Annotated in this window: 20 protein-coding genes and 1 riboswitch; of the genes, 18 read left to right on the top strand and 2 right to left on the bottom strand. The window is 44.9% G+C overall.

Annotation, left to right across the window (positions count from 1 at the left end):
• Nucleotides 1–23 precede the first annotated feature (23 nt).
• Nucleotides 24–518 (top strand): dihydrofolate reductase, encoded by a 495-nt coding sequence (locus KQI39_RS05775; RefSeq protein WP_148448164.1) that lies wholly within the window; start codon nucleotides 24–26, stop codon nucleotides 516–518.
• Nucleotides 519–631: 113 nt separating this feature from the next.
• Here the strand turns inward: KQI39_RS05775 and KQI39_RS05770 are convergent, their stop codons facing one another.
• A complete protein-coding gene (locus KQI39_RS05770) occupies nucleotides 632–1,657 on the bottom strand; it encodes a branched-chain amino acid aminotransferase (protein ID WP_148448166.1) in 1,026 nt (341 codons plus the stop codon).
• A 150-nt stretch (nucleotides 1,658–1,807) separates the two neighbouring features.
• On the opposite strand from KQI39_RS05770, the gene KQI39_RS05765 reads away from it, so the two are divergent.
• The 6 genes from KQI39_RS05765 to KQI39_RS05740 all read left to right on the top strand — a co-directional run bounded on the left by KQI39_RS05765 (nucleotide 1,808) and on the right by KQI39_RS05740 (nucleotide 12,822).
• On the top strand, nucleotides 1,808–3,043 hold the full coding sequence (locus KQI39_RS05765; protein ID WP_173761890.1) for a 5-bromo-4-chloroindolyl phosphate hydrolysis family protein: 1,236 nt from the start codon (nucleotides 1,808–1,810) through the stop codon (nucleotides 3,041–3,043).
• Nucleotides 3,044–3,113: 70 nt separating this feature from the next.
• Nucleotides 3,114–4,262, top strand: a complete 1,149-nt coding sequence (locus KQI39_RS05760) for a toxic anion resistance protein (RefSeq protein ID WP_216417170.1) — start codon at nucleotides 3,114–3,116, stop codon at nucleotides 4,260–4,262.
• Between the two features lie 84 nt (nucleotides 4,263–4,346).
• A complete protein-coding gene (gene ispG / locus KQI39_RS05755) occupies nucleotides 4,347–5,411 on the top strand; it encodes a flavodoxin-dependent (E)-4-hydroxy-3-methylbut-2-enyl-diphosphate synthase (RefSeq protein WP_216417168.1) in 1,065 nt (354 codons plus the stop codon).
• Nucleotides 5,411–9,904 carry a PolC-type DNA polymerase III gene (locus tag KQI39_RS05750; protein ID WP_216417166.1) on the top strand — a complete coding sequence of 1,498 codons (4,494 nt, stop codon included), beginning with the start codon at nucleotides 5,411–5,413 and terminating at the stop codon, nucleotides 9,902–9,904. The genes ispG and KQI39_RS05750 overlap by 1 nt, the downstream gene beginning before the upstream one ends.
• A 98-nt stretch (nucleotides 9,905–10,002) precedes the next feature.
• Entirely contained in the window at nucleotides 10,003–11,961 is a 1,959-nt protein-coding gene (locus tag KQI39_RS05745) for a fructose-1,6-bisphosphatase (protein WP_148448175.1), read from the top strand.
• 60 nt (nucleotides 11,962–12,021) lie between these two features.
• Nucleotides 12,022–12,822, top strand: a complete 801-nt coding sequence (locus KQI39_RS05740; RefSeq protein WP_173761892.1) for a hypothetical protein — start codon at nucleotides 12,022–12,024, stop codon at nucleotides 12,820–12,822.
• A 118-nt stretch (nucleotides 12,823–12,940) separates the two neighbouring features.
• Here the strand turns inward: KQI39_RS05740 and KQI39_RS05735 are convergent, their stop codons facing one another.
• Nucleotides 12,941–13,156, bottom strand: a complete 216-nt coding sequence (locus tag KQI39_RS05735) for a helix-turn-helix domain-containing protein (RefSeq protein ID WP_148448181.1) — start codon at nucleotides 13,154–13,156, stop codon at nucleotides 12,941–12,943.
• Nucleotides 13,157–13,352: 196 nt separating this feature from the next.
• Between KQI39_RS05735 and KQI39_RS05730 the strand changes: the two genes are divergently transcribed.
• From KQI39_RS05730 to KQI39_RS05680, 11 genes are all read left to right on the top strand, one after another.
• On the top strand, nucleotides 13,353–14,879 hold the full coding sequence (locus tag KQI39_RS05730; protein ID WP_148448183.1) for a YifB family Mg chelatase-like AAA ATPase: 1,527 nt from the start codon (nucleotides 13,353–13,355) through the stop codon (nucleotides 14,877–14,879).
• 26 nt (nucleotides 14,880–14,905) lie between these two features.
• A complete protein-coding gene (gene dprA / locus KQI39_RS05725) occupies nucleotides 14,906–15,790 on the top strand; it encodes a DNA-processing protein DprA (protein ID WP_148448185.1) in 885 nt (294 codons plus the stop codon).
• Between the two features lie 73 nt (nucleotides 15,791–15,863).
• The gene (gene topA / locus KQI39_RS05720; RefSeq protein WP_148448187.1) at nucleotides 15,864–17,936 is read left to right on the top strand and encodes a type I DNA topoisomerase; all 2,073 of its coding nucleotides are present in this window, start codon (nucleotides 15,864–15,866) and stop codon (nucleotides 17,934–17,936) included.
• Between the two features lie 147 nt (nucleotides 17,937–18,083).
• Nucleotides 18,084–18,869: a GTP-sensing pleiotropic transcriptional regulator CodY gene (gene codY, locus KQI39_RS05715; RefSeq protein WP_021975897.1), complete on the top strand. Its 786-nt coding sequence runs from the start codon at nucleotides 18,084–18,086 to the stop codon at nucleotides 18,867–18,869.
• A 337-nt stretch (nucleotides 18,870–19,206) separates the two neighbouring features.
• On the top strand, nucleotides 19,207–19,491 hold the full coding sequence (gene groES / locus KQI39_RS05710; RefSeq protein WP_021651813.1) for a co-chaperone GroES: 285 nt from the start codon (nucleotides 19,207–19,209) through the stop codon (nucleotides 19,489–19,491).
• A gap of 47 nt (nucleotides 19,492–19,538) precedes the next feature.
• On the top strand, nucleotides 19,539–21,158 hold the full coding sequence (groL, locus tag KQI39_RS05705; RefSeq protein WP_148448189.1) for a chaperonin GroEL: 1,620 nt from the start codon (nucleotides 19,539–19,541) through the stop codon (nucleotides 21,156–21,158).
• Between the two features lie 114 nt (nucleotides 21,159–21,272).
• Nucleotides 21,273–21,776 carry a DUF6106 family protein gene (locus tag KQI39_RS05700; RefSeq protein ID WP_148448191.1) on the top strand — a complete coding sequence of 168 codons (504 nt, stop codon included), beginning with the start codon at nucleotides 21,273–21,275 and terminating at the stop codon, nucleotides 21,774–21,776.
• Nucleotides 21,777–21,843: 67 nt separating this feature from the next.
• Nucleotides 21,844–23,298 (top strand): IMP dehydrogenase, encoded by a 1,455-nt coding sequence (guaB, locus tag KQI39_RS05695; RefSeq protein WP_021975900.1) that lies wholly within the window; start codon nucleotides 21,844–21,846, stop codon nucleotides 23,296–23,298.
• A 169-nt stretch (nucleotides 23,299–23,467) separates the two neighbouring features.
• Nucleotides 23,468–24,142 (top strand): peptidoglycan recognition protein family protein, encoded by a 675-nt coding sequence (locus KQI39_RS05690; protein ID WP_148448193.1) that lies wholly within the window; start codon nucleotides 23,468–23,470, stop codon nucleotides 24,140–24,142.
• Between the two features lie 68 nt (nucleotides 24,143–24,210).
• Nucleotides 24,211–24,292, top strand: a riboswitch (ZMP/ZTP riboswitch).
• Between the two features lie 87 nt (nucleotides 24,293–24,379).
• Nucleotides 24,380–25,093, top strand: a complete 714-nt coding sequence (locus tag KQI39_RS05685; RefSeq protein WP_216417164.1) for an IMP cyclohydrolase — start codon at nucleotides 24,380–24,382, stop codon at nucleotides 25,091–25,093.
• 30 nt (nucleotides 25,094–25,123) lie between these two features.
• The gene (locus KQI39_RS05680) at nucleotides 25,124–26,308 is read left to right on the top strand and encodes a phosphoribosylaminoimidazolecarboxamide formyltransferase (protein WP_216417162.1); all 1,185 of its coding nucleotides are present in this window, start codon (nucleotides 25,124–25,126) and stop codon (nucleotides 26,306–26,308) included.
• Nucleotides 26,309–26,375: the final 67 nt, after the last annotated feature.

The raw sequence follows: 26,375 nt of genomic DNA, 5'->3' as shown, positions 1-26,375 counted from the left end.
GCATATAAAGAAAGGAAATCAGGATGAATATTATTGTTGCAGCAGATAAAAACTGGGGAATTGGAAGAAACAATGAACTTCTGGTAAGCATTCCGGCAGATATGAAGATGTTCCGTCAGGAAACTACAGGAAAAGTGGTTGTTATGGGAAGAAAAACGCTGGAGTCTTTTCCAAACGGACTTCCTCTTAAGAACAGAACCAACATTGTGATCACCGGAAATAAGGATTATCAGGTAAAAGGTGCGGTGGTCGTTCACAGCATCGAAGAGGCGTTAAAAGAAGTGGAAAAATATCCGGCACAGGATGTGTACTGCATCGGCGGAGACAGTATTTACAGACAGATGCTTCCTTACTGCGATGTGGCCCATGTGACCAAGATCGATTTTGCATATGAAGCAGATGCACATTTCCCGAACCTGGATGAGGATTCGGACTGGGAAGTTACAGCGGAGAGTGAAGAGCAGACGTATTTTGATCTGGAGTATACGTTTATGAAATATGAGAGAAAAAATAAATAATGCTTGCTTTGTAATTACACAGAAAAACAATATAAAACAGGCCACCGGTAAAAATCCGGCGGCCTGTTTTTGGCTCTTAATATTATGTATAAATCCCAAAATCCGGTAATTGATTACTCGATTACATGGATCCATCCTTCTGGAGCTTCGATGCGTCCCATCTGGATACCTGTCAGTGTGTCGTACAGTTTCTGGATAACCGGGCCCATCTTCTCCATTCCGCTTGGGAAGCAGATTTCTTTGCCATGGTCGTTGATCTTTCCAACTGGAGAGATAACAGCAGCAGTACCGCAAAGACCACACTCTGCGAAATCTTTCACTTCGTCGAAGTAGATCTCACGCTCCTCAGCTTCCAGTCCCAGGTACTCTTTTGCAACGTAGATCAGGGAACGACGTGTGATGGATGGAAGGATACTGTCAGACTTCGGTGTTACAACCTTGCCGTCTTTTGTAACGAAGATGAAGTTAGCTCCGCCTGTCTCCTCAACTTTTGTACGAGTCTTAGGATCAAGGTACATGTTCTCATCAAATCCCTGTTTGTGAGCATCTACGATAGCGTGAAGGCTCATTGCGTAGTTCAGGCCGGCTTTGATGTTACCTGTTCCACAAGGTGCGGCACGGTCGAAGTCACTGACACGGATTGTGATCGGTTTAGCGCCGCCTTTGAAGTACGGTCCAACCGGTGTTGTAAGGATACGGAACTGATACTCGTCAGCTGGTTTAACACCGATTACGGCATTGGAACCGAACATGTACGGACGAAGGTAAAGGGTTGCGCCTGAGCCGTATGGTGGAACCCATGCGGCATTTGCCTTAACAACCTGATTGACAGCGTCGATAAATCTCTCTTTCGGGAATACCGGCATTTCAAGTCTTGCAGCAGAAGCAGCGATACGCTCTGCGTTCAGGTCAGGACGGAAAGTAACGATATGTCCGTCTTCTGTTGTGTAAGCTTTCAGGCCTTCAAATACACTCTGAGAATACTGAAGTACACCGGCGCACTCATTAAGTACGATGTTCGGGTCTGTGCTTAAAGTACCCTCATCCCATTTTCCATCTTTAAAATTAGACACGTATCTGTAGTCGGTTGGCATGTAGCCAAATCCGATGCTGGACCAGTCAATGTTCTTTTTTTCCATAACGATTCCTCCGTTTACGAATTTTTACTTTTTACCATTGTAAAACTTTTACGTGCTGACTTCAATAGTTTTTTGCGCCTTTTTTGTATTTGCTTGTAATTTTAACGGGATTTCGCTATAATAAAAGTTATCTATGGACTGGAGGAAAAAATGGACAATCACGAATTTGAAGACCTTGGAAAAAAGATTCAGGATATTGTAGATAATGCCGTGAATTCAAACAGCTACCATGAGCTGAGCCATACTATCAACCAGACGGTAAATAAGGCAATTGATTCCGGAAGTGAGGCTCTGAAAAATGCCATGAATTCCGTATTTGAACCGGGAAATGATCCCCAGTTTCGAAAGAGAAGCTATACCTATCAGAGCCCCTATTATGGAAAAAGTAAAAAAGCGAAAGAGCAGGCCGCGAAGAAACAGACGGAGCTTCTTTATGGAAAAACAACCGGCGAAAATCTGAAAGGCATGATGATGGCAGTTTCCGGCGGAATCCTTTTAAGCGGTATGGGCCTTGGAGCCATGGTGCTTCTGATCTGGATGGGCCTTGGTCATTGTGGTGCACTAGCGGCAGGGGTTCTTGGTGTGATGTGTGCAGGCGCGGCAGGTGGCGGTGCTCTTCTGGGGGCAGGAACCAGCCGTCTTGGTAGACTGGGGCGTTTTCAGAAATATATCCGTGCACTGGGAGACCATACTTACTGTAATTTCCAGAAACTTGCCCAGGCAGCAGGAAAGACAGAGAAATTTGTAAAAAAAGATATCAGCAGGATGATCGAGAAAGGCTGGTTCCTGGAAGGCCATGTAGATGCTGAAGGCACCTGTCTGATCACCAGCAATGAGACGTATCAGCAGTATCTGGAAACGCAGAAACAGCTGGAACTCCGCAAACAGGAGGCAGATCCGAAAGTTCAGCTTGAAGAGAATATGAGCCCGGAGGCCCAGGAAGTTCTGAGAAAAGGAAATGAATTTCTGGTAAAGATTCGAAAGAGCAATGATGCCATTCCCGGAGAGGAGATTTCCGCGAAGATTTCCAGAATGGAACTGATCGTTCAGAAGATTTTTGAGCGTGCCGGAGAACATCCGGAGGTAATCCCGGATCTTAAGAAGCTGATGGATTATTATCTTCCTATGACGGTGAAACTTCTGGATGCCTACGAAGATATGGACGGACAGCCTGTACAGGGCGAGAATATCACAGCTTCCAAGAAAGAGATTGAGGAAACCATTGATACACTGAATGTTGCTTTTGAAAAACTTCTGGATTCCATATTCCGGGATACCGCCTGGGATGTATCTACGGATATTTCTGTGTTACATACGGTTCTGGCCCAGGAAGGTCTGACAGAAGATGATTTCGAAAAAATGAAACAGAATGCGGAAATGAAATAAGTACAACGAGCAGATGAGAAAACAAATCGCAGATGACTGCCGGAAGGTACAGCTGATTAAGGAGAAGATTATGGGAGAAGAATTTAAGGACTTTGAGGTGGAAGCCCCGGTGCTGACTCTGGAACCGGATCTTACAGAAGAAAAAGAAGAAATTGCGGCAAAAGAACCGGAGAAACCGCAGGAACCTGCAGTGGAGGAACCGGTGTTATCTCCTCAGGAACAGAAAATCGTAGAAGATTTTGCGGCAAAGATCGATATTGAAAATACGAACCAGATCCTCCAGTATGGAGCTGGTACGCAGAAAAAAATGGCAGATTTTTCTGATGCGGCACTGGTAAATGTGAAGACCCAGGATCTTGGAGAGGTGGGAGAGCTGCTTGCAAATGTGGTAGGAGAACTGAAAGATTTTGATGCCACAGAAGAAAAGGGACTCTTCGGTTTCTTCAAAAAACAGACGGCGAAGGTGGAAACCCTGAAAAACCGTTACACAAAAGCCGAGGGAAATGTGGCGAAGATCACAGAAGCTCTGGAGCAGCACCAGATGCGTCTGATGAAGGATTCTGCAGTACTGGATAAGATGTATGAGCAGAACCTGGCATATTTTAAAGAACTTTCCATGTATATCCTTGCGGGCAAAAAGAAACTTAAGGAAGTCCGGGAAGGAAAGCTTATGGAGCTTCATCAGAAGGCAGCGGCAAGCGGACTTCCAGAAGACGCCCAGGCAGCCAATGATCTGGAAAACAAGTGTGATCGTTTTGAGAAGAAGCTTCATGATCTGGAGCTGACAAGAACCATTTCCATGCAGACAGCACCACAGATCCGTATGATCCAGAACAATGACACCACCATGATCGAGAAGATCCAGACCACCATTGTAAATACCATTCCCCTCTGGAAAAGCCAGATGGTGCTGGCTCTCGGAATCGCACATTCCACGGAAGCCGCACAGGCACAGCGACAGGTTACAGATCTTACCAATGAACTTCTGAAGAAAAATGCGGAGACTCTTCACCTGGCATCTGTGGAAACCGCAAAGGAGTCCGAGCGTGGCATCGTAGATATTGAAACTCTGAAAAAGACCAATCAGGAGCTGATCCAGACACTGGATGATGTGATGAAGATTCAGCAGGAGGGCCGTGAGAAACGTCAGGCAGCAGAAGCAGATATGAGACGTATGGAAAATGAGCTGAAAACAAAACTGCTGGAGATCCGGCGTTAAGCGTAAGAGCGAAAAGATAGTTCAGAAAGGAAAGGCAGGGCGTTTGAAGACACCTGCCTTTCAGGATTCATAAAGGAGATTTTTATGTACAGAGATCATACAAAAGTAATAAAAATTGGAAACCGTGTTATCGGAGGAGGAAATCCGATCCTCATCCAGTCTATGACCAACACGAAAACTGAAGATGTGGAAGCAACCGTTGCACAGATCCTTTCCCTGGAAAAAGCAGGCTGCGATATTATCCGCTGTGCAGTTCCCACTATGGAAGCTGCGAAAGCTTTATCCCAGATCAAAAAACAGATCCACATTCCTCTGGTTGCGGACATTCATTTTGATTATCGTCTTGCTATTGCAGCCATGGAAAACGGCGCAGACAAGATCCGTATCAACCCGGGAAATATCGGTTCAAAAGAACGGATCCAGGCAGTTGTAGATACTGCAAAGGAACGGAATATCCCTATCCGCGTAGGGGTAAACAGCGGTTCCCTTGAAAAAGAACTGGTGGAAAAATATCACGGTGTCACAGCAGAGGGCCTTGTGGAGAGCGCCCTTGATAAAGTACGCATCATTGAAGAGATGGGTTACGATAATCTGGTGATCAGTATCAAATCTTCCGATGTCCTTATGTGTGCAAAAGCCCATGAGCTGATCGCAAAACAGACACAGTATCCGCTTCATGTGGGAATTACAGAAGCAGGAACTTTGTACTCCGGAAATATCAAATCAGCCATCGGACTTGGAATCATTCTGTATCAGGGAATCGGTGATACCATCCGTGTTTCCCTGACCGGTGCACCGCTGGAAGAAGTAAAATCAGCGAAGAGGATCCTGAAAACACTGGGATTTCGAAAAGGAGGAGTGGAAGTTGTTTCCTGCCCTACCTGCGGAAGAACCAAAATTGATCTGATCGGCCTTGCAAACCAGGTAGAAACCATGGTTCAGGATATTCCTCTTGATATCAAAGTTGCAGTTATGGGCTGCGTGGTAAATGGCCCGGGAGAGGCAAAGGAAGCAGATATCGGAATTGCGGGAGGCGATGGCGTTGGCCTTCTGATCAAACATGGAGAGGTTGTAAAGAAAGTACCGGAGACAGAACTTCTGGATACACTTCGCCAGGAACTTCTTACCTGGAATGAACAGGAGTCATAATGGAGAAAGATTTTTTTGACGTATTTCCTCATCTGAAAGTAAAAAAAGAGCTGGAAGAACTTCTGGACATGGTATTTGTGACAAAAGTTTCCATGAATCCGGGAAGAACGCATCTGAGGGTATATATCGAAAGCAGCCGCTGGATCCACAAGAAAAATATCTTTGCCCTGGAGGATGAGATTGAACGGCAGTGTTTTCCGGGAATTCCCATGACTGTTATCGTTGTGGAAAAATTTCATCTTTCCGAGCAGTACACACCGGAGAATTTCCTGGAAAGCTACCGTTCCAGTATGGAGTTGGAGCTGCGCAGCTACAATATGCTGGAGTACAATCTGTTCCGCAGAGCAAAGCTTACGTTTACCGGAAAGGATGCCATGCGTATGGAACTTCCGGATACGGTGATCTCCAGGCAGAAGAGCGAAATCCTCATCGAATACTTTCATAAAGTTTTCTGTGAACGATGTGGGATGGATCTGAAAGTAGACCTGGATTTTGTGGAGGCGAAAGAGAGTAAATACCGGAAAAATGCCGCACTTCAGATCAAACAGGAAGTGGAGAATGTTCTGAAACATGCCAAACTCGGCGGAGATCAGGAGAGTGAACCGAAGCAGGAGGAAGCAGCCAAAGAAGAGACGAAGAAAGCTTCCGGAGAGAAAAAGGGAGAAAAAGCATCGGAGAAGAAATCCTTTGACCGGAAACAGCAGAAAGGCCAGAAGGGTGATTTCCGCAGCGGGTTCGGATTCCGTAGAGACAGCAATCCAGATGTGGTTTACGGCAGGGATTTTGACGGAGAGCCGATTCCACTGGAGGGTATCACCGGAGAGATGGGAGAAGTTATCATCCGCTGCCAGGTTATGGATGTGGAAGCCCGTGAGATCCGAAATGAAAAAACGATCCTGATCTTTCCGGTGACCGATTTTACGGACAGTATTGTTGTGAAGATGTTCCTGCGTAACGAGCAGGTTCCGGAAGTGACGGAAAGTGTAAAAAAAGGTGCGTTCCTGAAACTGAAAGGTGTTACCACCATTGACCGTTTTGACAGCGAGCTTACCATCGGAAATATTACAGGTATCAAGAAAATTGCCAATTTTACCAGTTCGAGAATGGATACCAGTCCTCAGAAACGTGTGGAACTTCACTGCCATACCAAGATGAGCGACATGGATGGTGTCACCGATGCCAAGGCGCTGGTAAAACGTGCCTATGAGTGGGGCCATAAGGCTATCGCTATCACCGATCATGGTGTGGTGCAGTCTTTCCCTGAGGCAAACCATTGCTTTGATGCCTGGGGAGGCTGTGTTCCCAAAGAGTCTGATTTCAAGGTGCTCTATGGCATGGAGGCTTATCTTGTGGATGACCTGAAAGGTATGGTCACCAATTCCAAAGGACAGCGGCTGGACGGTGATTTTGTTGTTTTTGATATTGAGACAACGGGATTCTCGGCACTGACCTGCAAGATTATTGAGATCGGTGCGGTAAAAGTGGAGAAGGGACAGATCACGGACCGTTTTTCCACCTTTGTAAATCCGGAAGTGCCCATTCCGTTCCGTATTGAACAGCTGACAAGCATCAATGATTCCATGGTTCTGGATGCGCCTACCATAGAGGAAGTGCTGCCGAAATTCCTGGAATTCTGTGAGGGCTGCGTGATGGTGGCCCATAATGCGGACTTTGATATGAGCTTTATCATTGAAAACTGCAAACGACAGGGAATCCCGGATGATTTTACCTATGTGGATACAGTAGGTATGGCCAGATTCCTTCTTCCTGCCCTGAACCGTTTTAAGCTGGATACCGTAGCCAAGGCAGTAGGTGTTTCCCTGGATCATCACCACAGAGCTGTGGATGATGCGGCATGTACCGCGGAGATTTTTGTGCGGTTTGTAAAGATGCTGGAAGAAAGAGATATTTTTGACGTGGATGAGATGAACAGCCAGGGTGCGGTTTCACCGGATACCATCCGGAAACTGCCCACCTATCATGCCATTGTTTTTGCAAGGAACGAAACAGGAAGGATCAATTTGTACAAACTGGTAAGCCAGTCCCATTTAAAGTACTATCACAGACGACCCAGAGTCCCAAAAAGCGTACTGGAAAAGTACAGAGATGGCCTTCTGGTGGGAAGTGCCTGCGAGGCAGGAGAACTTTATCAGGCACTTCTTCGCAATGCACCGGATCAGGAGATCGCCAGACTGGTGAACTTCTATGATTATCTGGAGATCCAGCCACTGGGAAACAATGCGTTCATGCTTGCAGATGAGAAGCACGATATGATCAATTCCGAGGAAGATTTAAAAGAGATAAACCGGAAGATCGTAAAACTTGGCGAACAGTTCAAAAAGCCGGTAGTTGCCACCTGCGATGTGCATTTCATGGATCCTCAGGATGAGGTTTACCGCCGGATTATCATGGCAGGAAACGGATTTTCCGATGCAGATAACCAGGCACCGCTTTACCTTCGTACAACGGAGGAAATGCTGGAGGAATTTTCCTATCTGGGAAGTGAAAAAGCAGAAGAGGTGGTCATTACCAATACCAACAAGATCGCGGATATGATCGAGAAGATCTCGCCGATCCATCCGGATAAATTTCCGCCGGTCATTGAAAACTCCGAGCAGGATCTTAAGAATATCTGTTTCACAAAAGCCCACGAAATGTACGGAGATCCGCTTCCGAAGATCGTGGAGGACCGTCTGGACCGGGAGCTGAACTCCATTATCTCCAATGGTTATGCGGTGATGTATATCATTGCACAGAAACTGGTATGGAAATCCAATGAGGATGGTTATCTGGTAGGTTCCCGAGGTTCGGTAGGTTCTTCCCTGGCAGCGACTATGTCCGGTATCACGGAGGTAAATCCTCTGCCGCCGCATTATCTCTGTCCGAATCCGGACTGTAAATACAGCGATTTTGATTCTCCGGAGGTAAAAAAATACGCAGGTATGGCAGGGTGTGACATGCCGGATAAGATCTGCCCGAAATGTGGCACCAAGATGAACAAAGAAGGATTTGATATCCCGTTTGAGACATTCCTTGGTTTCAAAGGAGATAAGGAGCCGGATATCGACCTGAACTTTTCCGGAGAATACCAGGCCAATGCTCACCGGTATACGGAGGTTATCTTCGGAAAAGGCCAGACATTCAAGGCAGGAACCATTGGTACCCTTGCGGAAAAGACCGCATTTGGTTATGTGAAGAATTATTATGAAGAGCGGGGACAGCACAAGCGTTACTGTGAGATCAACCGTATTGTGCAGGGTTGCACCGGCGTCCGTCGTACTACGGGCCAGCATCCGGGAGGAATCATCGTACTGCCCATGGGTGAGGAGATCGAGAAATTTACGCCTGTGCAGCATCCGGCCAATGATGTAAACAGCGATATCATTACCACACATTTTGATTACCATTCTATTGACGGAAACCTTCTGAAGCTTGATATACTGGGACACGATGATCCGACCATGATTCGTATGCTGGAGGATCTTACTGGCATCAGTGCGAGAACGGTTCCACTGGATCAGAGAGATGTCATGTCCCTGTTTGCAGGAACTCAGGCCCTGGGGATCAGCCCGGAAGATATTGGCGGCTGTAAGCTTGGATGCCTGGGGATCCCGGAGTTTGGTACGGATTTTGCCATGCAGATGTTAATTGATACCAAGCCGAAATATTTTTCCGACCTGGTACGTATTGCGGGACTTTCTCATGGTACGGACGTATGGCTTGGAAATGCCCAGGTACTGATTCAGAACGGAACGGCGACCATTTCCACCGCGATCTGTACACGAGATGATATTATGATCTACCTTATTGGAAAAGGGGTGGAAAGTGGTCTGGCATTTACCATCATGGAGAGTGTCCGTAAAGGAAAAGGTCTCCGTGACGAATGGATCCAGACTATGAAAGATCATGATGTTCCGGACTGGTATATCTGGTCCTGCAAGCTGATCAAGTATATGTTCCCGAAGGCCCATGCGGCGGCCTACGTTATGATGGCCTACCGTATCGCCTGGTATAAAGTGTTTCATCCGCTGGCATATTATGCGGCATTTTTCAGTATCCGTGCCACATCTTTTTCCTATGAACTGATGTGTATGGGAAAAGAACGCCTGGAATATTATATGGCAGAGATCCGCAAAAAAGGCGATGAGGCATCCAAGAAGGAGCAGGATACACTGAAGGATATGAGAATCGTACAGGAGATGTACGCCAGAGGTTTTGATTTTGTGCCCATTGACCTTTATAAAGCAAAGGCCCACCGGTTCCAGATCATTGGAAATAAACTGATGCCTGCGCTGGATACCATAGAGGGTCTTGGAGATAAGGCGGCAGAGGCTGTGGTAGATGCAGCTGCGAAGGGAAAATTTCTTTCCAAGGATGATTTCCGCGACCGCACCAAAGTCAGCAAGACCGTTATCGATCTGATGGATGATCTGGATCTGTTCGGAGACATTCCACAGTCCAATCAGATGTCACTGTTTGATTTTACGGGTTGATATATGACACCGGAAGGGCTTACAATAAATAAAAATGTTGCCATTTCTCTTAACGGGAGATATGGCAGCGAGAACTCCCAGGAGGATATCAAAATAATATGAAAAAAGAAGAATTAAGATACCTGCAGCGACTTGCGGAGCTGTATCCTACCATAGCAAAAGCTTCAACAGAGATTATCAATCTGCAGTCTATATTAAACCTCCCGAAAGGTACCGAACATTTCATGTCGGACATCCACGGAGAGTATGATGCATTTTCCCATGTTCTTCGAAATGGTTCCGGCGCTGTGCGGAAAAAGATTGATGATGTGTTCGGACATACCTTAAGTAACAGCGACAAACGTTCTCTTGCCACACTGATCTATTATCCCAAGGAAAAGATGGAAGTTGTGAAAAAGCATGAAGAAGATATGGAGAACTGGTACAAGATCACCCTTTATCGTCTGATCGAAGTGTGCAAGACAACGGCATCCAAATATACCCGATCCAAGGTGCGTAAAGCACTCCCGGCGGATTATGCCTATGTGATCGAGGAGCTGATCACAGAAAAAGCGGAAGTCCTGGACAAAGAGGCATATTACGATGCTATCGTCAACACCATCATTGAGATCGGCAGGGCAGAGAATTTTATCATTGCCCTGGCAGAACTGATCCAGCGTCTGGTTGTGGATCATCTTCATGTTTTGGGAGATATTTATGATCGAGGTCCGGGCCCGCATTTTATCATGGACCGTCTGATGAAATACCACTCTCTGGATATCCAGTGGGGAAATCATGATGTAGTCTGGATGGGCGCTGCCACAGGCCAGAAAGCCTGCATTGCAACCGTGATCCGAAACAGTATCCGCTACCGGAACATGGATATCTTGGAGGACGGATATGGAATCAATCTCATGCCGCTGGCAACCTTTGCAATGGAAGCTTATAAAGATGATCCCTGCACTGTTTTTGAGATGAAGGGAGATGCCAATAATTACAGCATTCTGGAAGAAGAGCTTGGTAGGAAGATGCACAAAGCTATCGCTATTATCCAGTTTAAACTGGAAGGCCAGCTGATCCGCCGGCACAAAGAGTTCCATATGGAAAACCGGTGCCTGCTTCAGAGGATCGATCCGAAAAAGGGAACGATCACACTTCCGGACGGAAAAGAATATCCGTTGACCGATACATATTTTCCTACGATCGACTGGAAAAAGCCATATGAACTTACCCCAGAGGAAAAAGATGTGATGGAACGCCTGGATTCCGCGTTCCGTAACTGCGAGAAACTGCAGAACCATGTGCGTCTTCTTCTGGATAAGGGAGGCCTTTACAAGACTTACAACGGAAATCTTCTGTTTCACGGAAGCATTCCTCTCAATGAAGACGGAAGCCTGAAGGAAGTCCAGATCTATGGAAAAACCTACAAGGGAAAAGAGCTCTACGATGTGCTGGAGACCTATGTGCGCCGGGCATTTTTCTCTGTCAATGAAGACGAAAAGCGTAAAGGCAGGGATATCATGTGGTATATCTGGGCTGCCCCCAATTCACCTCTTTTCGGAAAAGACAAGATGACGACTTTTGAGCGTTATTTTATTAAAGATAAGGAAACACATAAGGAAACAAAGAATGCCTACTATCATCTTCTGGAAAACGAGGAAGTGGTAGACAATCTTCTCCGTGAGTTCGGGCTGGACCCGGAGAAAGGCCATATCATCAACGGACATGTGCCGGTTCACCAGAGCGAGGGAGAGAGTCCCGTAAAATGCAACGGCAAAGTTCTTGTGATCGACGGCGGTTTTTCCAGACCGTATCAGAAAGTTACGGGAATTGCCGGTTATACACTGGTTTATAACTCCTATGGACTGATCCTGTCCGCCCATGAACCTTTTACTTCCGCAGAAGAAGCGGTAGCCAAAGAGCAGGATATTGTCTCCAACAGGGTGGCCGTTCATTATAATAACAAACGTACTCTGGTAGGAGATACTGACACAGGAGCTGCTCTGAAGGAGAGGATCGGGGAGTTGATCCAGCTTTTGGAAGCTTACAGAAAAGGTATCATCAAAGAGAAAAAATAAGTGAAAATGCGAAGTACACAGACAGTTTATCCTATGCTATAGTAAACAGAGGTGATGCAGATGAGAAGAAACAAAAGAAGAAAACAGCGGCTGAAGTCAGCGCTAGTCCTGCTGATCGTTCTGTTTATCCTGGCGGGACTTGGTGGTATGCTGTTTATCTCACACAAGAATAAAGTAGAAAAACAACAGAGGAAAGAGGCGGCACTGGCAGCTCTGGAGAGTATTCCGGAAGTGACAGCCACCCCTGTAGCGACGGCGACACCGGTTCCAACAGCGACACCGACACCATCAGTAACTCCGATTCCTACCATACTGCCGGCTTTTGAACCGGAAAATTATCAGGGAATCTGGTACAGCGAAGATGGACTGACAACGATTAATATTTACGATATCAGTCTGAAGTCCGTTTCGTTTACCTATAAGCGTATAAATGGAAGAAATCATTCCCTGAGTGCGGAGGCAGATGTAACTGCGGAAGTGGCAGGAAATGCCACACAGTTTCGGTTTAAGGATTCGGAAGGGAACAAGGCAAAAGGAGAGTTTGTTTTTGATAAAAGCGGAGAGCTTTATGTAAAAGTCAAAACTTATAAAAGGGCAGACGGATCAAAGACCTATCCAAAAACAGAATCTATTATGAGAAGAGAAGCTCCGGTAGAGGAGGACTCATCACAGGAACAGACGGCTGATAATAATGCAGCAGAAGGATCTTCGGAAACATCGGAGGAAGGAACAGTGTCCTATGATGAAAATACTTACAGTGAAGATACCTATTATAATGGAAGTAATGATACGTCATCTCAGGAAGATGCCGATATTTATCAGATTCCATATGGTGAGGAAGAAACTTATTACACGGAGTAGGAAGCGGGATAGCACAGCTGCCGGTCTGACATAAAAAATAAAGAATCCCCGGATTTGTGGCATTTGGAAATTTTCTGTACAGAAAGTTTCCTAGCTGCTTCAAATTCCGGGGATTTCTTTATTTGATCATTTTTTTTCGGTCTGTACGGCCGACGAGATAGTCAATGCTGGTGTCGTAATAATTTGCCAGCCGGATAAGCATTTCGATAGGAATATTACGGGATCCCGTCTCATAATGGGAATAAGAACGCTGACTGATATGAAGAATCTCACTTAATTCTTTCTGGGACAGATCTGCGTCTGTACGTAAATCCTGAATACGCTGAAATTTCATTGTGCTCACCTCTTCTTTCTATAGGAAGTATAAAACAGAACGAATTGCACTCTTGCAAAAGAGAGCAAAATGGACTATACTAAATTCATTATCTTCTTTTATTCAGAAAATGTCTATCTGAAATTTCCCATTTATAAATGAAAAAGACGAAAAAACTGAAGATCGGGTTCGGATTTTATCGCAGAAAGGAAAAGATTTGTTTGCAAGTGTTTTATCGGCGGCGATTTTTGGCATGGAAGTGCGGGAAATCCAGGTTGAAGCAGATGTCAGTGACGGACTTCCTTCTTTTACTATGGTTGGTTTTCCATCTGCACAGGTGAGAGAAGCACAAGAGCGAGTGCGGACAGCATTCAAAAATAACCGGCTCAGTCTGCCACCCAAAAGAGTGACCGTGAATTTTGCGCCGGCAGATATGAAGAAGGAAGGTGCAGGCTTTGACCTGCCGGTAGCTGCGGCAGTGATGGCAGCAGCCGGAATACTGGAACCGGAGCTTCTAAAAGAGGTTCTGATTGTAGGCGAAATCAGTCTGAATGGAGAAATTCATGGAGTTTCCGGGGTTCTGCCGCGGGTGATCCGGGCAAGAGAACTTGGACTTCGATTTTGTATTATTCCTCAGGAAAACCTGAGAGAGGGAAGGCTGGTACGGGATATGCAGGTGGTTGGTGTGAAGACACTGACAGATATGATTTGCTGCCTGAAGGAACCACAGATGTATACATATCCGGAACCGGAAGTAGAAAAAAGAGAAAGCCAAGAAGAAAAAGGTGTCGATTTTGCGGATATCTGTGGTCAGGAAGCGGCAAGACGAGCAGCGGAAATCGCAGTCAGCGGGTTTCACAATATCCTTTTTATTGGCCCACCGGGTTCCGGGAAAACCATGCTTGCAAGGCGTCTGCCGACAGTTATGCCGAAACTTACTTTTGAGGAGAGTCTGGAGATAACAAAAGTATACAGTGTGGCAGGACTTCTCACAGAAAAAGATCCACTGATCAGGAAAAGGCCATTTCGCAGTCCCCATCATACCAGTTCTCCACAGGCATTGGCAGGAGGAGGCAGGATTCCAGGCCCGGGGGAAATTACTCTGGCACACAGGGGCGTACTTTTTCTGGATGAAATGCCGGAATTTTCCAGGAAAAGTCTGGAGATTCTTCGACAGCCTCTGGAAGATAAAGAAATTCATCTGTCCAGGGCAGCAGGAACTTATACATTTCCTGCGAGTTTTATGCTGGCAGCGGCGATGAACCCCTGCCCGTGTGGATTTTATCCGGATATGAACCGCTGTCGTTGCACACCTGGAGAAATTACACATTATCTGGGCAAAATCAGCCAGCCTCTTCTGGAGCGGATTGATATCTGCACAGAAGTTCCGGCCGTGAGTTTTTCAAAAATGAAAAAAAGAATACAGGGGGAATCTTCGGCGAAAATCAGAGAAAGAGTAGAGGCGGTACAGGAGATTCAGAGAAAGCGTTATCAGAAAGAAGAAATCTGTTTTAACGGAGAGCTTGACGGAAGAATGCTGGAGAAGTACTGTGTGTTGACGAGGGCAGCAGAAGAAATACTGGAACAGGCATACGGGCAGTTCCAGTTCAGCACCAGGGCATATCACAAGATACTGAAAGTAGCCAGAACCATTGCGGATATGGAAAAATCAGAAAAGATTCAATCGGAACATATCTGTGAGGCACTGACATACCGGGCATATGATAAAAAATATTGGTCATAAAACAGCAGAAAGGAAGGTACTTTATAATGGAAGAAATACAGAAAAAGATTCGCTGTGCGGAAAAAAACAGTCGTATTTATCCGGCAAAACTCCGGGAAATTTCCGGTATGCCGGAGAGACTGTATTATATTGGAAGGTTTCCTGAAAATGACCGTCCTTCCGCTGCGATTGTGGGAGCCAGACTGTGCAGTACCTACGGTCGGATACAGGCTTTTCGTTATGGGAAGTTTTTGAGTGAGCATGGTGTACAGGTGATCAGCGGTATGGCAGCCGGGATTGATGCAGAAAGCCATAAAGGAGCACTGGAAGGAGGAACGCCGACGTTTGCAGTGCTTGGAAACGGCGTCGATATCTGTTATCCGTCATCCAGCAGAAGTATTTACCGGAGGATTCCTCAGGAAAATGGTGGAATTATCAGCGAATATGAACCAGGAACCAGAGGCAGGGCCTATCATTTTCCGGCCAGGAACCGGATCATCAGCGGACTTGCGGATCTGGTACTTGTGGTGGAAGCAAAAGAAAAGAGTGGATCGCTGATTACTGCAGCCTGTGCACTGGAGCAGGGAAAAATGGTATATGCCATTCCAGGAGCGGTAAATGATGCGTTAAGCCGTGGATGCCACAAACTGATTTACGATGGAGCGGGGATTGCCTATTCCCCGGAAATTCTTCTGGATGAGTGGGGTTTGTCTGTGAAAAAAAAGACAAATTTGTCGGGAAAAACCAAGATAGGACTTGCAACGGATTTGGATTTGGTGTATAGTTGTCTCGATTTACGACCAAAAAATCTGGATCAGATTATCAGAAAAACCGGTTTTTCACCGGGAAAAACAGCCGGTATCCTGGGACAGCTCATGCTGATGGGACTGGTGAAGGAAACTGGAAGACAGTATTATATCAGACTTGAATAACAGCCTTTTTACCGGGAGCAGTGAGGCTTTTTTTGCACCGGATGGAAGGCAGAATAAGATTAGGAGAGGTAAAATGGCCAAAAATCTGGTGATAGTAGAGTCACCTGCTAAAATGAAAACAGTAAAAAAATTTCTTGGGGCAAATTATGCGGTGGAAGCGTCGAACGGTCATGTGCGGGATTTCCCGAAAAGCCAGTTTGGTATTGATGTGGATAATGATTTTGAACCCAAGTATATTACGATAAGGGGAAAAGGGGAGCTTCTTGCGAAACTTCGTAAAGAAGCAAAAAAAGCAGATAAGATTTATCTCGCAACGGACCCCGACCGTGAGGGAGAAGCGATTTCCTGGCATCTGATGCAGGCTCTGAAAACAGACACTGCAAAGATGCACAGAATTACATTTAATGAAGTAACAAAAACAGCAGTCAAGGCTTCCATCAAGCAGGCAAGAGAGCTGGACATGAATCTGGTGGACGCACAGCAGGCAAGGCGTATGCTGGACCGTATGGTAGGTTATACCATCAGCCCGCTTCTCTGGGCTAAAGTAAAAAGAGGCTTAAGTGCAGGCCGTGTACAGTCTGTGGCACTTCGTATCATCTGCGACAGAGAAGATGAGATTAATGCTTTTATTCCGGAAGAATACTGGAGCCTGGAAGGCGAGTTCCAGGTAAAAGGAGAGAAGAAGCCATTAACAGCCAAGTTCTATGGAACGGATAAGAAACTTCCAATCAAAAACCGTCAGGAGATGGATGAGATCCTGAAGAAGCTCGAGAACTGTAAATATGAGATTACGGAAGTAAAGAAAGGTGAGAGAATCAAGAATGCTCCTCTTCCTTTTACAACCAGTACTCTGCAGCAAGAAGCTGCCAAGACACTGAATTTTTCCACACAGAAGACCATGCGTCTGGCACAGCAGTTATATGAGGGCGTTGATGTTAAAGGAAGCGGCACAGTAGGTCTGATTTCCTATCTGCGTACAGATTCTACCCGAATTTCCGAAGAAGCAGATGCAGCAGCGAGAACTTATATTTCTGAACAGTATGGACAGAATTATGTTTCTCAGACAGAAAAGACAGTCAAAAACGGACAGAAGATCCAGGATGCCCATGAGGCCATCCGTCCGACAGACATCGCAAGGACACCGGTTCTTGTGAAAGAATCTCTTACCAGAGATCAGTTCCGTCTGTATCAGCTGATCTGGAAACGTTTTGCCGCCAGCAGAATGGCACCGGCACGTTATGAGACCACATCTGTCAAAATCGGAGCTGGAGAGTATGTATTTACGGTTGCAGCATCCAAGGTTGCCTTTGATGGTTTCATGTCTGTGTACACCGAAGAGGGCGATGACAAAAAAGGCAATGTTTTAAGCCAGAGCCTGGAAAAAGGTATGGAACTGAAACTGAAGGAACTGAAACCGGAGCAGCATTTTACACAGCCACCTGCACATTATACAGAGGCGTCACTTGTAAAAACCATGGAAGAACTGGGAATCGGGCGCCCAAGTACTTATGCACCGACCATTACCACCATCATCAGCAGACGTTATGTATCCAAGGAGCAGAAAAATCTTTACGTTACAGAGCTTGGTGAGGTTGTCAATAATATTATGAAACAGGCATTCCCGAGTATTGTGGATGTAAACTTTACAGCTACTATGGAGGGACTTCTGGACTGTGTGGAGGCAGGTACCGTACAGTGGAAGACGGTTGTACGTAATTTCTATCCTGATCTGAAACATGATGTGGATGAGGCAGAGAAGGAACTGGAGAAAGTTGATATCCAGGATGAGGTTACCGATGTGATTTGCGACAACTGTGGCCGCAACATGGTAATTAAGTATGGACCACACGGAAGATTTCTTGCATGCCCGGGATTCCCGGACTGCCGCAATACGAAACCGTATTATGAGAAGATCGGCGTTGCATGTCCGAAGTGTGGCGGCGAAATTGTCATGAAAAAGACGAAAAAAGGCAGAAAATATTACGGATGTGAGAATAATCCGGAATGTGATTTCATGTCCTGGCAGAAGCCATCCGCAAAAAAATGTCCGAAATGTGGCAATTATATGCTCGAAAAGGGAAATAAGCTGGTTTGCAGTCAGGAAACCTGCGGATATGTGGAACAAAAACCAAAAGATGAAGATTGATGGAATAAATGCTTTTCTACCAATTTTCAGAAAATCCCGTTAAAAATAAAAAAAATATAAAAATGTCTTGTAAATTTCCAGAATAACGTGTAATATTAGACTAGAAAAACGATTTCTTTCAAGGTACGAAAGTGAAAGGAGGAAAAAATGAGCGTTCAGTTGCTAGATAAAACTAGAAAAATCAATAAGCTTCTGCATAACAGCAGCTCAAGCAAGGTAGTGTTTAACGACATTTGCCAGGTGCTCATGGAAACCTTAAGTTCCAACATCCTGGTACTCAGTAAGAAAGGTAAGGTTCTGGGAGTCAGTATCTGTCCGGGTGTAGATGAGATCACAGAGTTGATCGATGACAAGATCGGAGGGCATATTGATCCGTTATTGAACGAGAGATTTCTTGGCGTTCTTTCCACAAAGGAGAATGTCAATCTCCAGACACTTGGCTTTGAGCATGTACCAGGAAATTATCAGGGAATCGTAAACCCGATCGATATTGCAGGTGAGAGACTGGGAACATTGTTTATGTATCGCAACGATCATCCGTATGATATTGAAGATATTATTGTCAGTGAATACGGCACAACCGTTGTAGGACTGGAAATGATGCGTGCGGTTCATGATGAGAATGCAGAGGAAGACAGAAAGCAGCAGATTGTGAAATCTGCGTTCAGTACCCTGTCCTTCTCAGAACTTGAGGCAATTATTCATATCTTTGATGAACTGGATGGAGATGAAGGTATTCTTGTTGCCAGCAAGATTGCTGACCGCGTAGGTATTACCAGATCTGTGATCGTAAATGCATTGCGTAAATTTGAGAGTGCAGGCGTGATTGAGTCCCGTTCTTCCGGTATGAAAGGAACTTACATTAAGGTTCTTAATGAAGTGATTTTCGATGAGCTTGAGGAGATCAAAGCACAGAGAAACAAAAAGGCATAATGCAAAGCTGCATTGTCTGTTGATAATATAAGATAAAGAACGTGACGAAAGAGACTACCCGTTATTGTGGGCAGTCTCTTTTTTATGGAAATTTTTTTGAGAAATAGGATAAAAAGAAAGAGTACGTTTTTAGAAAAAATCAAAATAAATAATGAAATTAAGAAAATAAGAGAAAACAAGAGTATAAAAGAGATATAAAGAGAATAAACTAGAAATAGTATATCTTAAAAGAGTTGCGAAAAAACGTGAAATTCACTAATATAGCCATAGTGATTAGCACTCGTAGAAAGTGAGTGCTAGCAAGCGAAAATGGAACTGATAAGGAGGAACATAGATCATGAAGTTAGTACCTTTAGGCGACAGAGTAGTATTAAAACAGGTTGAGGCAGAAGAGACAACTGCATCCGGAATCGTACTTCCGGGACAGGCACAGGAGAAGCCACAGCAGGCAGAAGTTATCGCAGTTGGCCCTGGTGGAGTTGTAAACGGTAAAGAAGTAAAGATGGAAGTAGAAGTTGGAAATACCGTTATTTACTCCAAATATGCAGGAACAGAAGTTAAGATGGATGGAACGGATTACATCATTGTAAAACAGGAAGATATCCTGGCAGTTATTAAATAATATAAACATCTTATCGTATATCAATATAAATAGGAGGTCATTTTATCATGGCAAAAGAAATTAAATACGGCGCAGAAGCAAGAGCAGCACTTGAAGCTGGTGTAAATAAACTTGCAGATACAGTAAGAGTAACACTTGGACCGAAAGGAAGAAACGTAGTACTTGACAAATCTTTCGGTGCTCCGCTTATCACAAACGACGGTGTTTCCATCGCAAAAGAGATCGAGCTTGAGGATGGATTTGAGAACATGGGTGCTCAGATCATCAAGGAAGTTGCATCCAAAACAAATGATGTAGCCGGTGATGGTACTACAACAGCAACTGTACTTGCTCAGGCAATGGTTCATGAGGGAATGAAGAACCTGGCAGCAGGTGCTAACCCGATCATCCTCAGAAAAGGTATGAAGAAAGCAACAGATGTTGCAGTAGAAGCAATCAAGAACATGAGCCAGGCAATCAATGGTAAAGAGCAGATCGCCAACGTAGCAGCAATTTCTGCAAGTGATGAGCAGGTTGGACAGCTTGTTGCAGATGCTATGGAGAAAGTTTCCAAAGATGGTGTTATCACTGTTGAGGAGTCCAAGACTATGCATACAGAGCTTGACCTTGTAGAAGGTATGCAGTTTGACCGTGGATATATTTCCGCATACATGTCTACAGATATGGAGAAAATGGAGGCAACTCTTGATGACCCATATATCCTGATCACAGACAAGAAGATCAGCAATATCCAGGAGATCCTTCCACTTCTTGAGCAGGTTGTTCAGGCTGGCGCAAAACTTCTCATCATTGCTGAGGATGTTGAGGGTGAGGCTCTTACAACTCTGATCGTTAACAAACTGAGAGGAACCTTCCAGGTAGTAGCTGTAAAAGCTCCTGGCTATGGCGACAGAAGAAAAGAGATGCTTCAGGATATCGCAATTCTGACAGGCGGACAGGTAATCTCCGATGAGCTTGGTCTTGACCTGAAAGAAGCTAAGATGGAGCAGCTTGGACGTGCAAAATCTGTTAAAGTTGCAAAAGAGAATACCGTTATCGTTGATGGTCTTGGTGACAAAGATGCAATTGCAAAACGTGTTGCACAGATCCGTGCTCAGATCGAGGAGACAAAATCTGAGTTCGATAAAGAGAAACTTCAGGAGAGACTTGCAAAACTGGCTGGCGGCGTAGCTGTTATCCGTGTAGGTGCTGCAACTGAGACAGAGATGAAAGAAGCAAAACTTCGTCTTGAGGATGCTCTTGCAGCAACAAGAGCAGCTGTTGAGGAAGGTATTATTGCAGGTGGCGGATCTGCTTACATCCACGCTTCAAAAGAAGTTGCAAAACTTGCAACAACACTTGAGGGAGATGAGAAGACAGGAGCTTATGTAATCCTGAAAGCTCTTGAGGCACCACTGTTCCACATCGCTGCAAACGCAGGACTGGAAGGCGCTGTTATCATCAACAAAGTAAGAGAGTCTGAGGTTGGTACAGGATTCGATGCTCTCAATGAGAAATATGTAAACATGGTTGAGAACGGAATTCTTGACCCGGCCAAGGTTACAAGAAGTGCTCTTCAGAATGCTACAAGCGTTGCATCTACACTCCTTACAACAGAGGCTGTAGTTTCCACAATCAAAGAAGATACTCCTGCTCCGGCAGCAAACCCGGGAATGGGAATGATGTAATAATCAGCTAAGCAGGTGAAATTGTTCACAAAATAAGAGGGCCTGCGTCATGGACGCGGCCCTCTTTTTGTGTTATAATCAAAAAAATCAGTAAATTACGAAAGGAAGAAGCAAATGAGTGACTTATATTCAGAACTTCTGGTAAAGAAGAAACAGACAGCAAAGGATATGGTTGTGAAATACGGTCTTATTGTACTGACAGTGATCATGGCTATAGGAGGCCTTTTAGTGAACGGTCTTTTACTGGTGCCGGCTGTTGCGCTCGGTGTTGCCTGTTATTTTGTAATACCGAAAACAGATCTGGAATACGAGTATCTGTTTGTAAATGGTGAGCTGGATATTGATATGATTATGTCCAAGTCCAAGAGAAAAAGAGTAAAATCCATCCAGCTTGCGGAAGCAGATCTTGTAGCACCTCTGAAATCCCACAGAATGGACTATTACAACGGAAATCAGAAAATGAAAGTGATGGATTTTTCCTCCGGTATTGAGGATCATAAACGTTATGCCATGATCACAAGAGACGGTGGTGAAACATGCAAAGTGATTCTCGAATTAGATGACGCCCTGGCAAACACCATGAAAAATTCTGCACCAAGTAAAGTTTTTTTGGATTGACATGAAACTTGTTTTTTGTTACACTAGTTCACAAATTTAAAATATCTTACACAAGGGAGGAAATGCAATGGGTACTATTATTGGTGAAGGCATTACGTTTGATGACGTTCTTCTGGTTCCAGCTTATTCTAAAGTAATTCCGAATCAGGTAGATGTTTCAACGTATTTAACCAAGAAAGTAAAGCTGAATATCCCCATGATGAGTGCGGGAATGGACACAGTTACAGAGCACAGAATGGCAATTGCCATGGCCAGACAGGGTGGTATCGGTATCATCCACAAGAATATGTCCATTGAAGCACAGGCAGAAGAGGTTGATAAGGTTAAACGTTCTGAGAACGGTGTTATTACAGATCCATTTTATCTTTCACCGGAGCATACACTGAAAGATGCCAATGATCTGATGGCGAAATACCGTATTTCCGGTGTTCCGATTACAGAAGGCAGAAAACTTGTAGGTATTATCACAAACCGTGATCTTAAATTTGAGACAGATTTCAGCAGAAAGATCAAGGAGTGCATGACTTCTGAAGGACTGATCACAGCCAAGGAAGGAATCACACTTGAGGATGCCAAGAAGATCCTTGCGAAATCCCGTAAGGAGAAATTACCCATTGTAGATGACGACTTTAATTTAAAAGGACTCATTACCATCAAGGATATCGAGAAACAGATTAAATATCCGCTTGCAGCCAAGGATGCACAGGGACGTCTTCTCTGCGGTGCGGCAGTTGGTATCACAGCTAATGTACTTGCTCGTGTGGATGCACTTGTTAAGGCTAACGTAGATGTTATCGTTATCGATTCCGCACATGGTCATTCCGAGAATATCTTAAAAGCAGTTCGTGAGATCAAGGCTGCATATCCGGAACTTCAGGTTATCGCAGGTAACGTTGCAACAGGTGCTGCTACCAAGGCTCTGATCGAGGCTGGTGTAGATGCAGTTAAGGTTGGTATCGGACCTGGATCTATCTGTACCACACGTGTTGTTGCAGGTATCGGTGTTCCGCAGGTTACAGCAGTTATGGATTGCTATGAAGTAGCCAACAGCTATGGAATCCCGATCATCGCAGATGGTGGAATCAAGTATTCCGGAGACATCACCAAGGCTATCGCAGCCGGAGCCAATGTCTGCATGATGGGAAGCATGTTCGCAGGATGTGATGAGAGCCCGGGAACATTCGAGCTTTATCAGGGAAGAAAATATAAAGTATACCGTGGAATGGGATCTATTGCAGCTATGGAGAATGGCAGCAAGGATCGTTATTTCCAGGAGAATGCGAAGAAGCTTGTACCGGAAGGTGTTGAAGGACGTGTTGCATATAAGGGACATGTTGAAGATACCGTATTCCAGTTAATTGGTGGTTTAAGATCCGGTATGGGTTACTGTGGAGCAGAGAACATTGAGAAGCTGAAAACAACAGGCAGATTTATTAAAATCTCCGCTGCATCTCTTAAGGAGTCACATCCGCATGATATCCATATCACAAAAGAGGCTCCAAACTACAGTGTAGATGAGTAATACAGGAAAAAAAGGTAAGACAGGTAAGAAGTCACCCAGGCCGTCCCATAGCGGGCGGCCTGTTTCCGTAAAAAAAACTTCTTCAGAACCTGCCGCAAATTCCGTAAAAAAGAAGAAAAGGAAAACCTCCCGCAAAAATAAACCGCTGAAATTTCTTCGAAAAACAGTGATGATTCTGATTTTTGTAATTGTTATATCTGCGGTATGTGCATTAGGATATGGATTTTTTGAGATGCGTATGGAAGAGGACAGAATTTATTCTGATGAGACAGGTTCCGTTCAGGAAAACGATGGCAACAGTGGGCCAGAACAGTGGCAGGAAGAGGGTGCCCCCTATATTGACGTGGAACTTCTGACGCCGAATTCGTATTCTAGGCCTCAGATTCCCATTGAACAGGTGAATTATATTGCCATTCACTATACTGCCAATCCAGGATCTACAGCAATGTCCAACCGGAATTATTTCGAAAATCTTGCAACAACACAGGAAAACAAAGTCAGCAGTCATTTTGTAATAGGTCTGGATGGCGAAGTGGTACAGTGCATTCCTACCTCAGAAATGTCCTATGCTACGAATTCCAGAAATGTGGACACCTTATCTATTGAATGTTGTCACTTGGATGATACAGGACAGTTTAATGAGGCAACATATAGTTCGGCAGTGAAGCTGACAGCCTGGCTCTGTACACGGTTTGGACTGACGGCGGATCAGGTGATCCGGCATTATGATGTTACAGGAAAAGACTGTCCGAAATATTATGTGGAAAATCCGGATGCATGGATTCAGATGAAATCAGATATTGCCGCACAGATTCAGGCAGATTATGAACTGCAGGGAAAATAGACAGTATGAAAAAATAATTTCTGAAAATTGGGACTTGAAAATTCAGAAGAAGTATTGTAATATAACAACAGAAGCTGCATGACTGGCGGAAAGTAGGATTACCTACAGGGAGTGCAGTGAAATGAGAAGCCGACCGCCTGGGCAGCCTGATAAAGGGGTGTCCAGGCGGTTTTTTGTTACCTGCTGATACCTGGAATGATCCCCGGGCCTTACATTAGACAAGGAGGACTGTGAAAAATGACTACATTTTCACTTGAAAAAGAACTGAAAGAGAATTCCTACCCAGGAAGAGGAATTGTGATTGGACGTTCCGCTGACGGAAAGCACGCTGTTACCGCATATTTTATCATGGGAAGAAGTGAGAACAGCAGAAACCGTATTTTTGTTGAGGATGGTGAGGGAATCCGCACACAGGCATTTGACCCGTCCAAACTTACAGACCCGAGCCTGATTATTTATGCACCGGTACGTGTCCTTGGAAACAAGACGATCGTAACAAATGGGGATCAGACAGATACCATCTATGAAGGCATGGACAGACAGCTTACTTTTGAGCAGTCACTCCGCAGCAGAGAATTTGAGCCAGATGCACCGAATTACACACCTCGTATTTCCAGTGTTCTTCATGTGGAAAACGGAAAATTCAGCTATGCAATGTCTATCTTAAAGAGCAATAATGGAAATCCAGATTCCTGCCTCCGTTATACATTCGCTTATGAGAATGCGGCAGCAGGACAGGGACGCTTCATTCATACTTATAAATGCGACGGAAACCCGCTTCCAAGTTTTGAGGGAGAGCCGAAGCCGGTAGAGATTCCGGATGATATTGATGATTTTACAAACCTTCTCTGGGAGAGCCTGAACCAGGACAATAAAGTTTCTCTGTTTGTCCGTTTCATTGACATTGAAACAGGTAAATATGAATCCAGAATTGTAAACAAGAATAAATAATCGATATTGTAGAGAACGGAGGATTTTTCCATGAAAGAATTACAGTTAAAATACGGATGCAACCCAAACCAGAAACCATCCAAGATTTATATGGCAGACGGAAGTGAACTTCCGATCCAGGTACTTTCCGGAAGACCGGGATATATCAACTTCCTGGATGCATTTAACGGCTGGCAGCTGGTACGTGACCTTAAGAAAGCAACCGGACTTCCGGCAGCAACTTCTTTTAAACATGTATCTCCGGCAGGTGCTTCCATCGGACTTCCGCTGAATGAGACCCTGGCTAAGATTTACTGGGTAGATGATATGGACTGGAAGAATTTTTCCCCGCTTGCATGTGCGTATGCAAGAGCAAGAGGTGCAGACCGTATGTCATCTTTCGGTGATTTCATTTCTCTTTCTGATGTCTGCGACAAAGATACCGCAATGCTGATCAAAAGAGAGATTTCGGATGGTGTGATCGCACCGGGATATACAGAGGAAGCGCTGGAAATCCTGAAACAGAAGAAAAAAGGCAACTACAATGTAATCCAGATCGATGAAAATTATGTTCCGGAGCCGCTGGAACACAAGCAGGTATTTGGTGTTACTTTTGAGCAGGGACGTCAGGAACTTGCAATTGATGATGAACTGATCTCTAATATTGTAACAGAAAATAAAGAGCTTACAGAGGAAGCAAAGAGGGATCTGAAGGTTTCTCTGATCGTTTTGAAATATACGCAGTCCAATTCCGTATGCTTCGTAAAAGACGGACAGGCGATCGGTGTTGGTGCTGGTCAGCAGTCACGTGTTCACTGTACACGTCTTGCAGGCCAGAAGGCAGATAACTGGTATCTCCGTCAGTGCCCGAAGGTGCTGAATCTTCCATTTAAAGATACCATTACACGTGCAGAGAGAGACAATGCCATTGATGTTTATATTGGTGAGGAGTATATGGATGTTCTTGCAGATGGCGCATGGGAGAAAACATTTACCGAGAAGCCGGAAGTGTTCACAAGAGAAGAGAAGCGTGCATGGCTGGATGGTCTTACAGATGTGACTCTTGGTTCAGATGCATTCTTCCCGTTCAGTGATAATATTGAGCGCGCACATAAGAGTGGCGTGAAATATATTGCAGAGCCGGGCGGATCTGTCCGCGATGACGCAGTTATCGATACCTGCAATAAGTATGGAATGGTAATGGCATTTACAGGAATCAGACTTTTCCATCACTAAAATATCATGAACATATAATGGGGCAGAATATGAATGTCTGTCTTACATAAAAGATCCCGGATCTGGA

The organism is Blautia sp. MSJ-36, from assembly GCF_018917985.1.
Lineage (GTDB): Bacteria > Bacillota > Clostridia > Lachnospirales > Lachnospiraceae > Blautia_A.
Note: the sequence above shows the minus strand (reverse complement) of the source record. Positions and strands in the feature narration are given on the sequence as shown.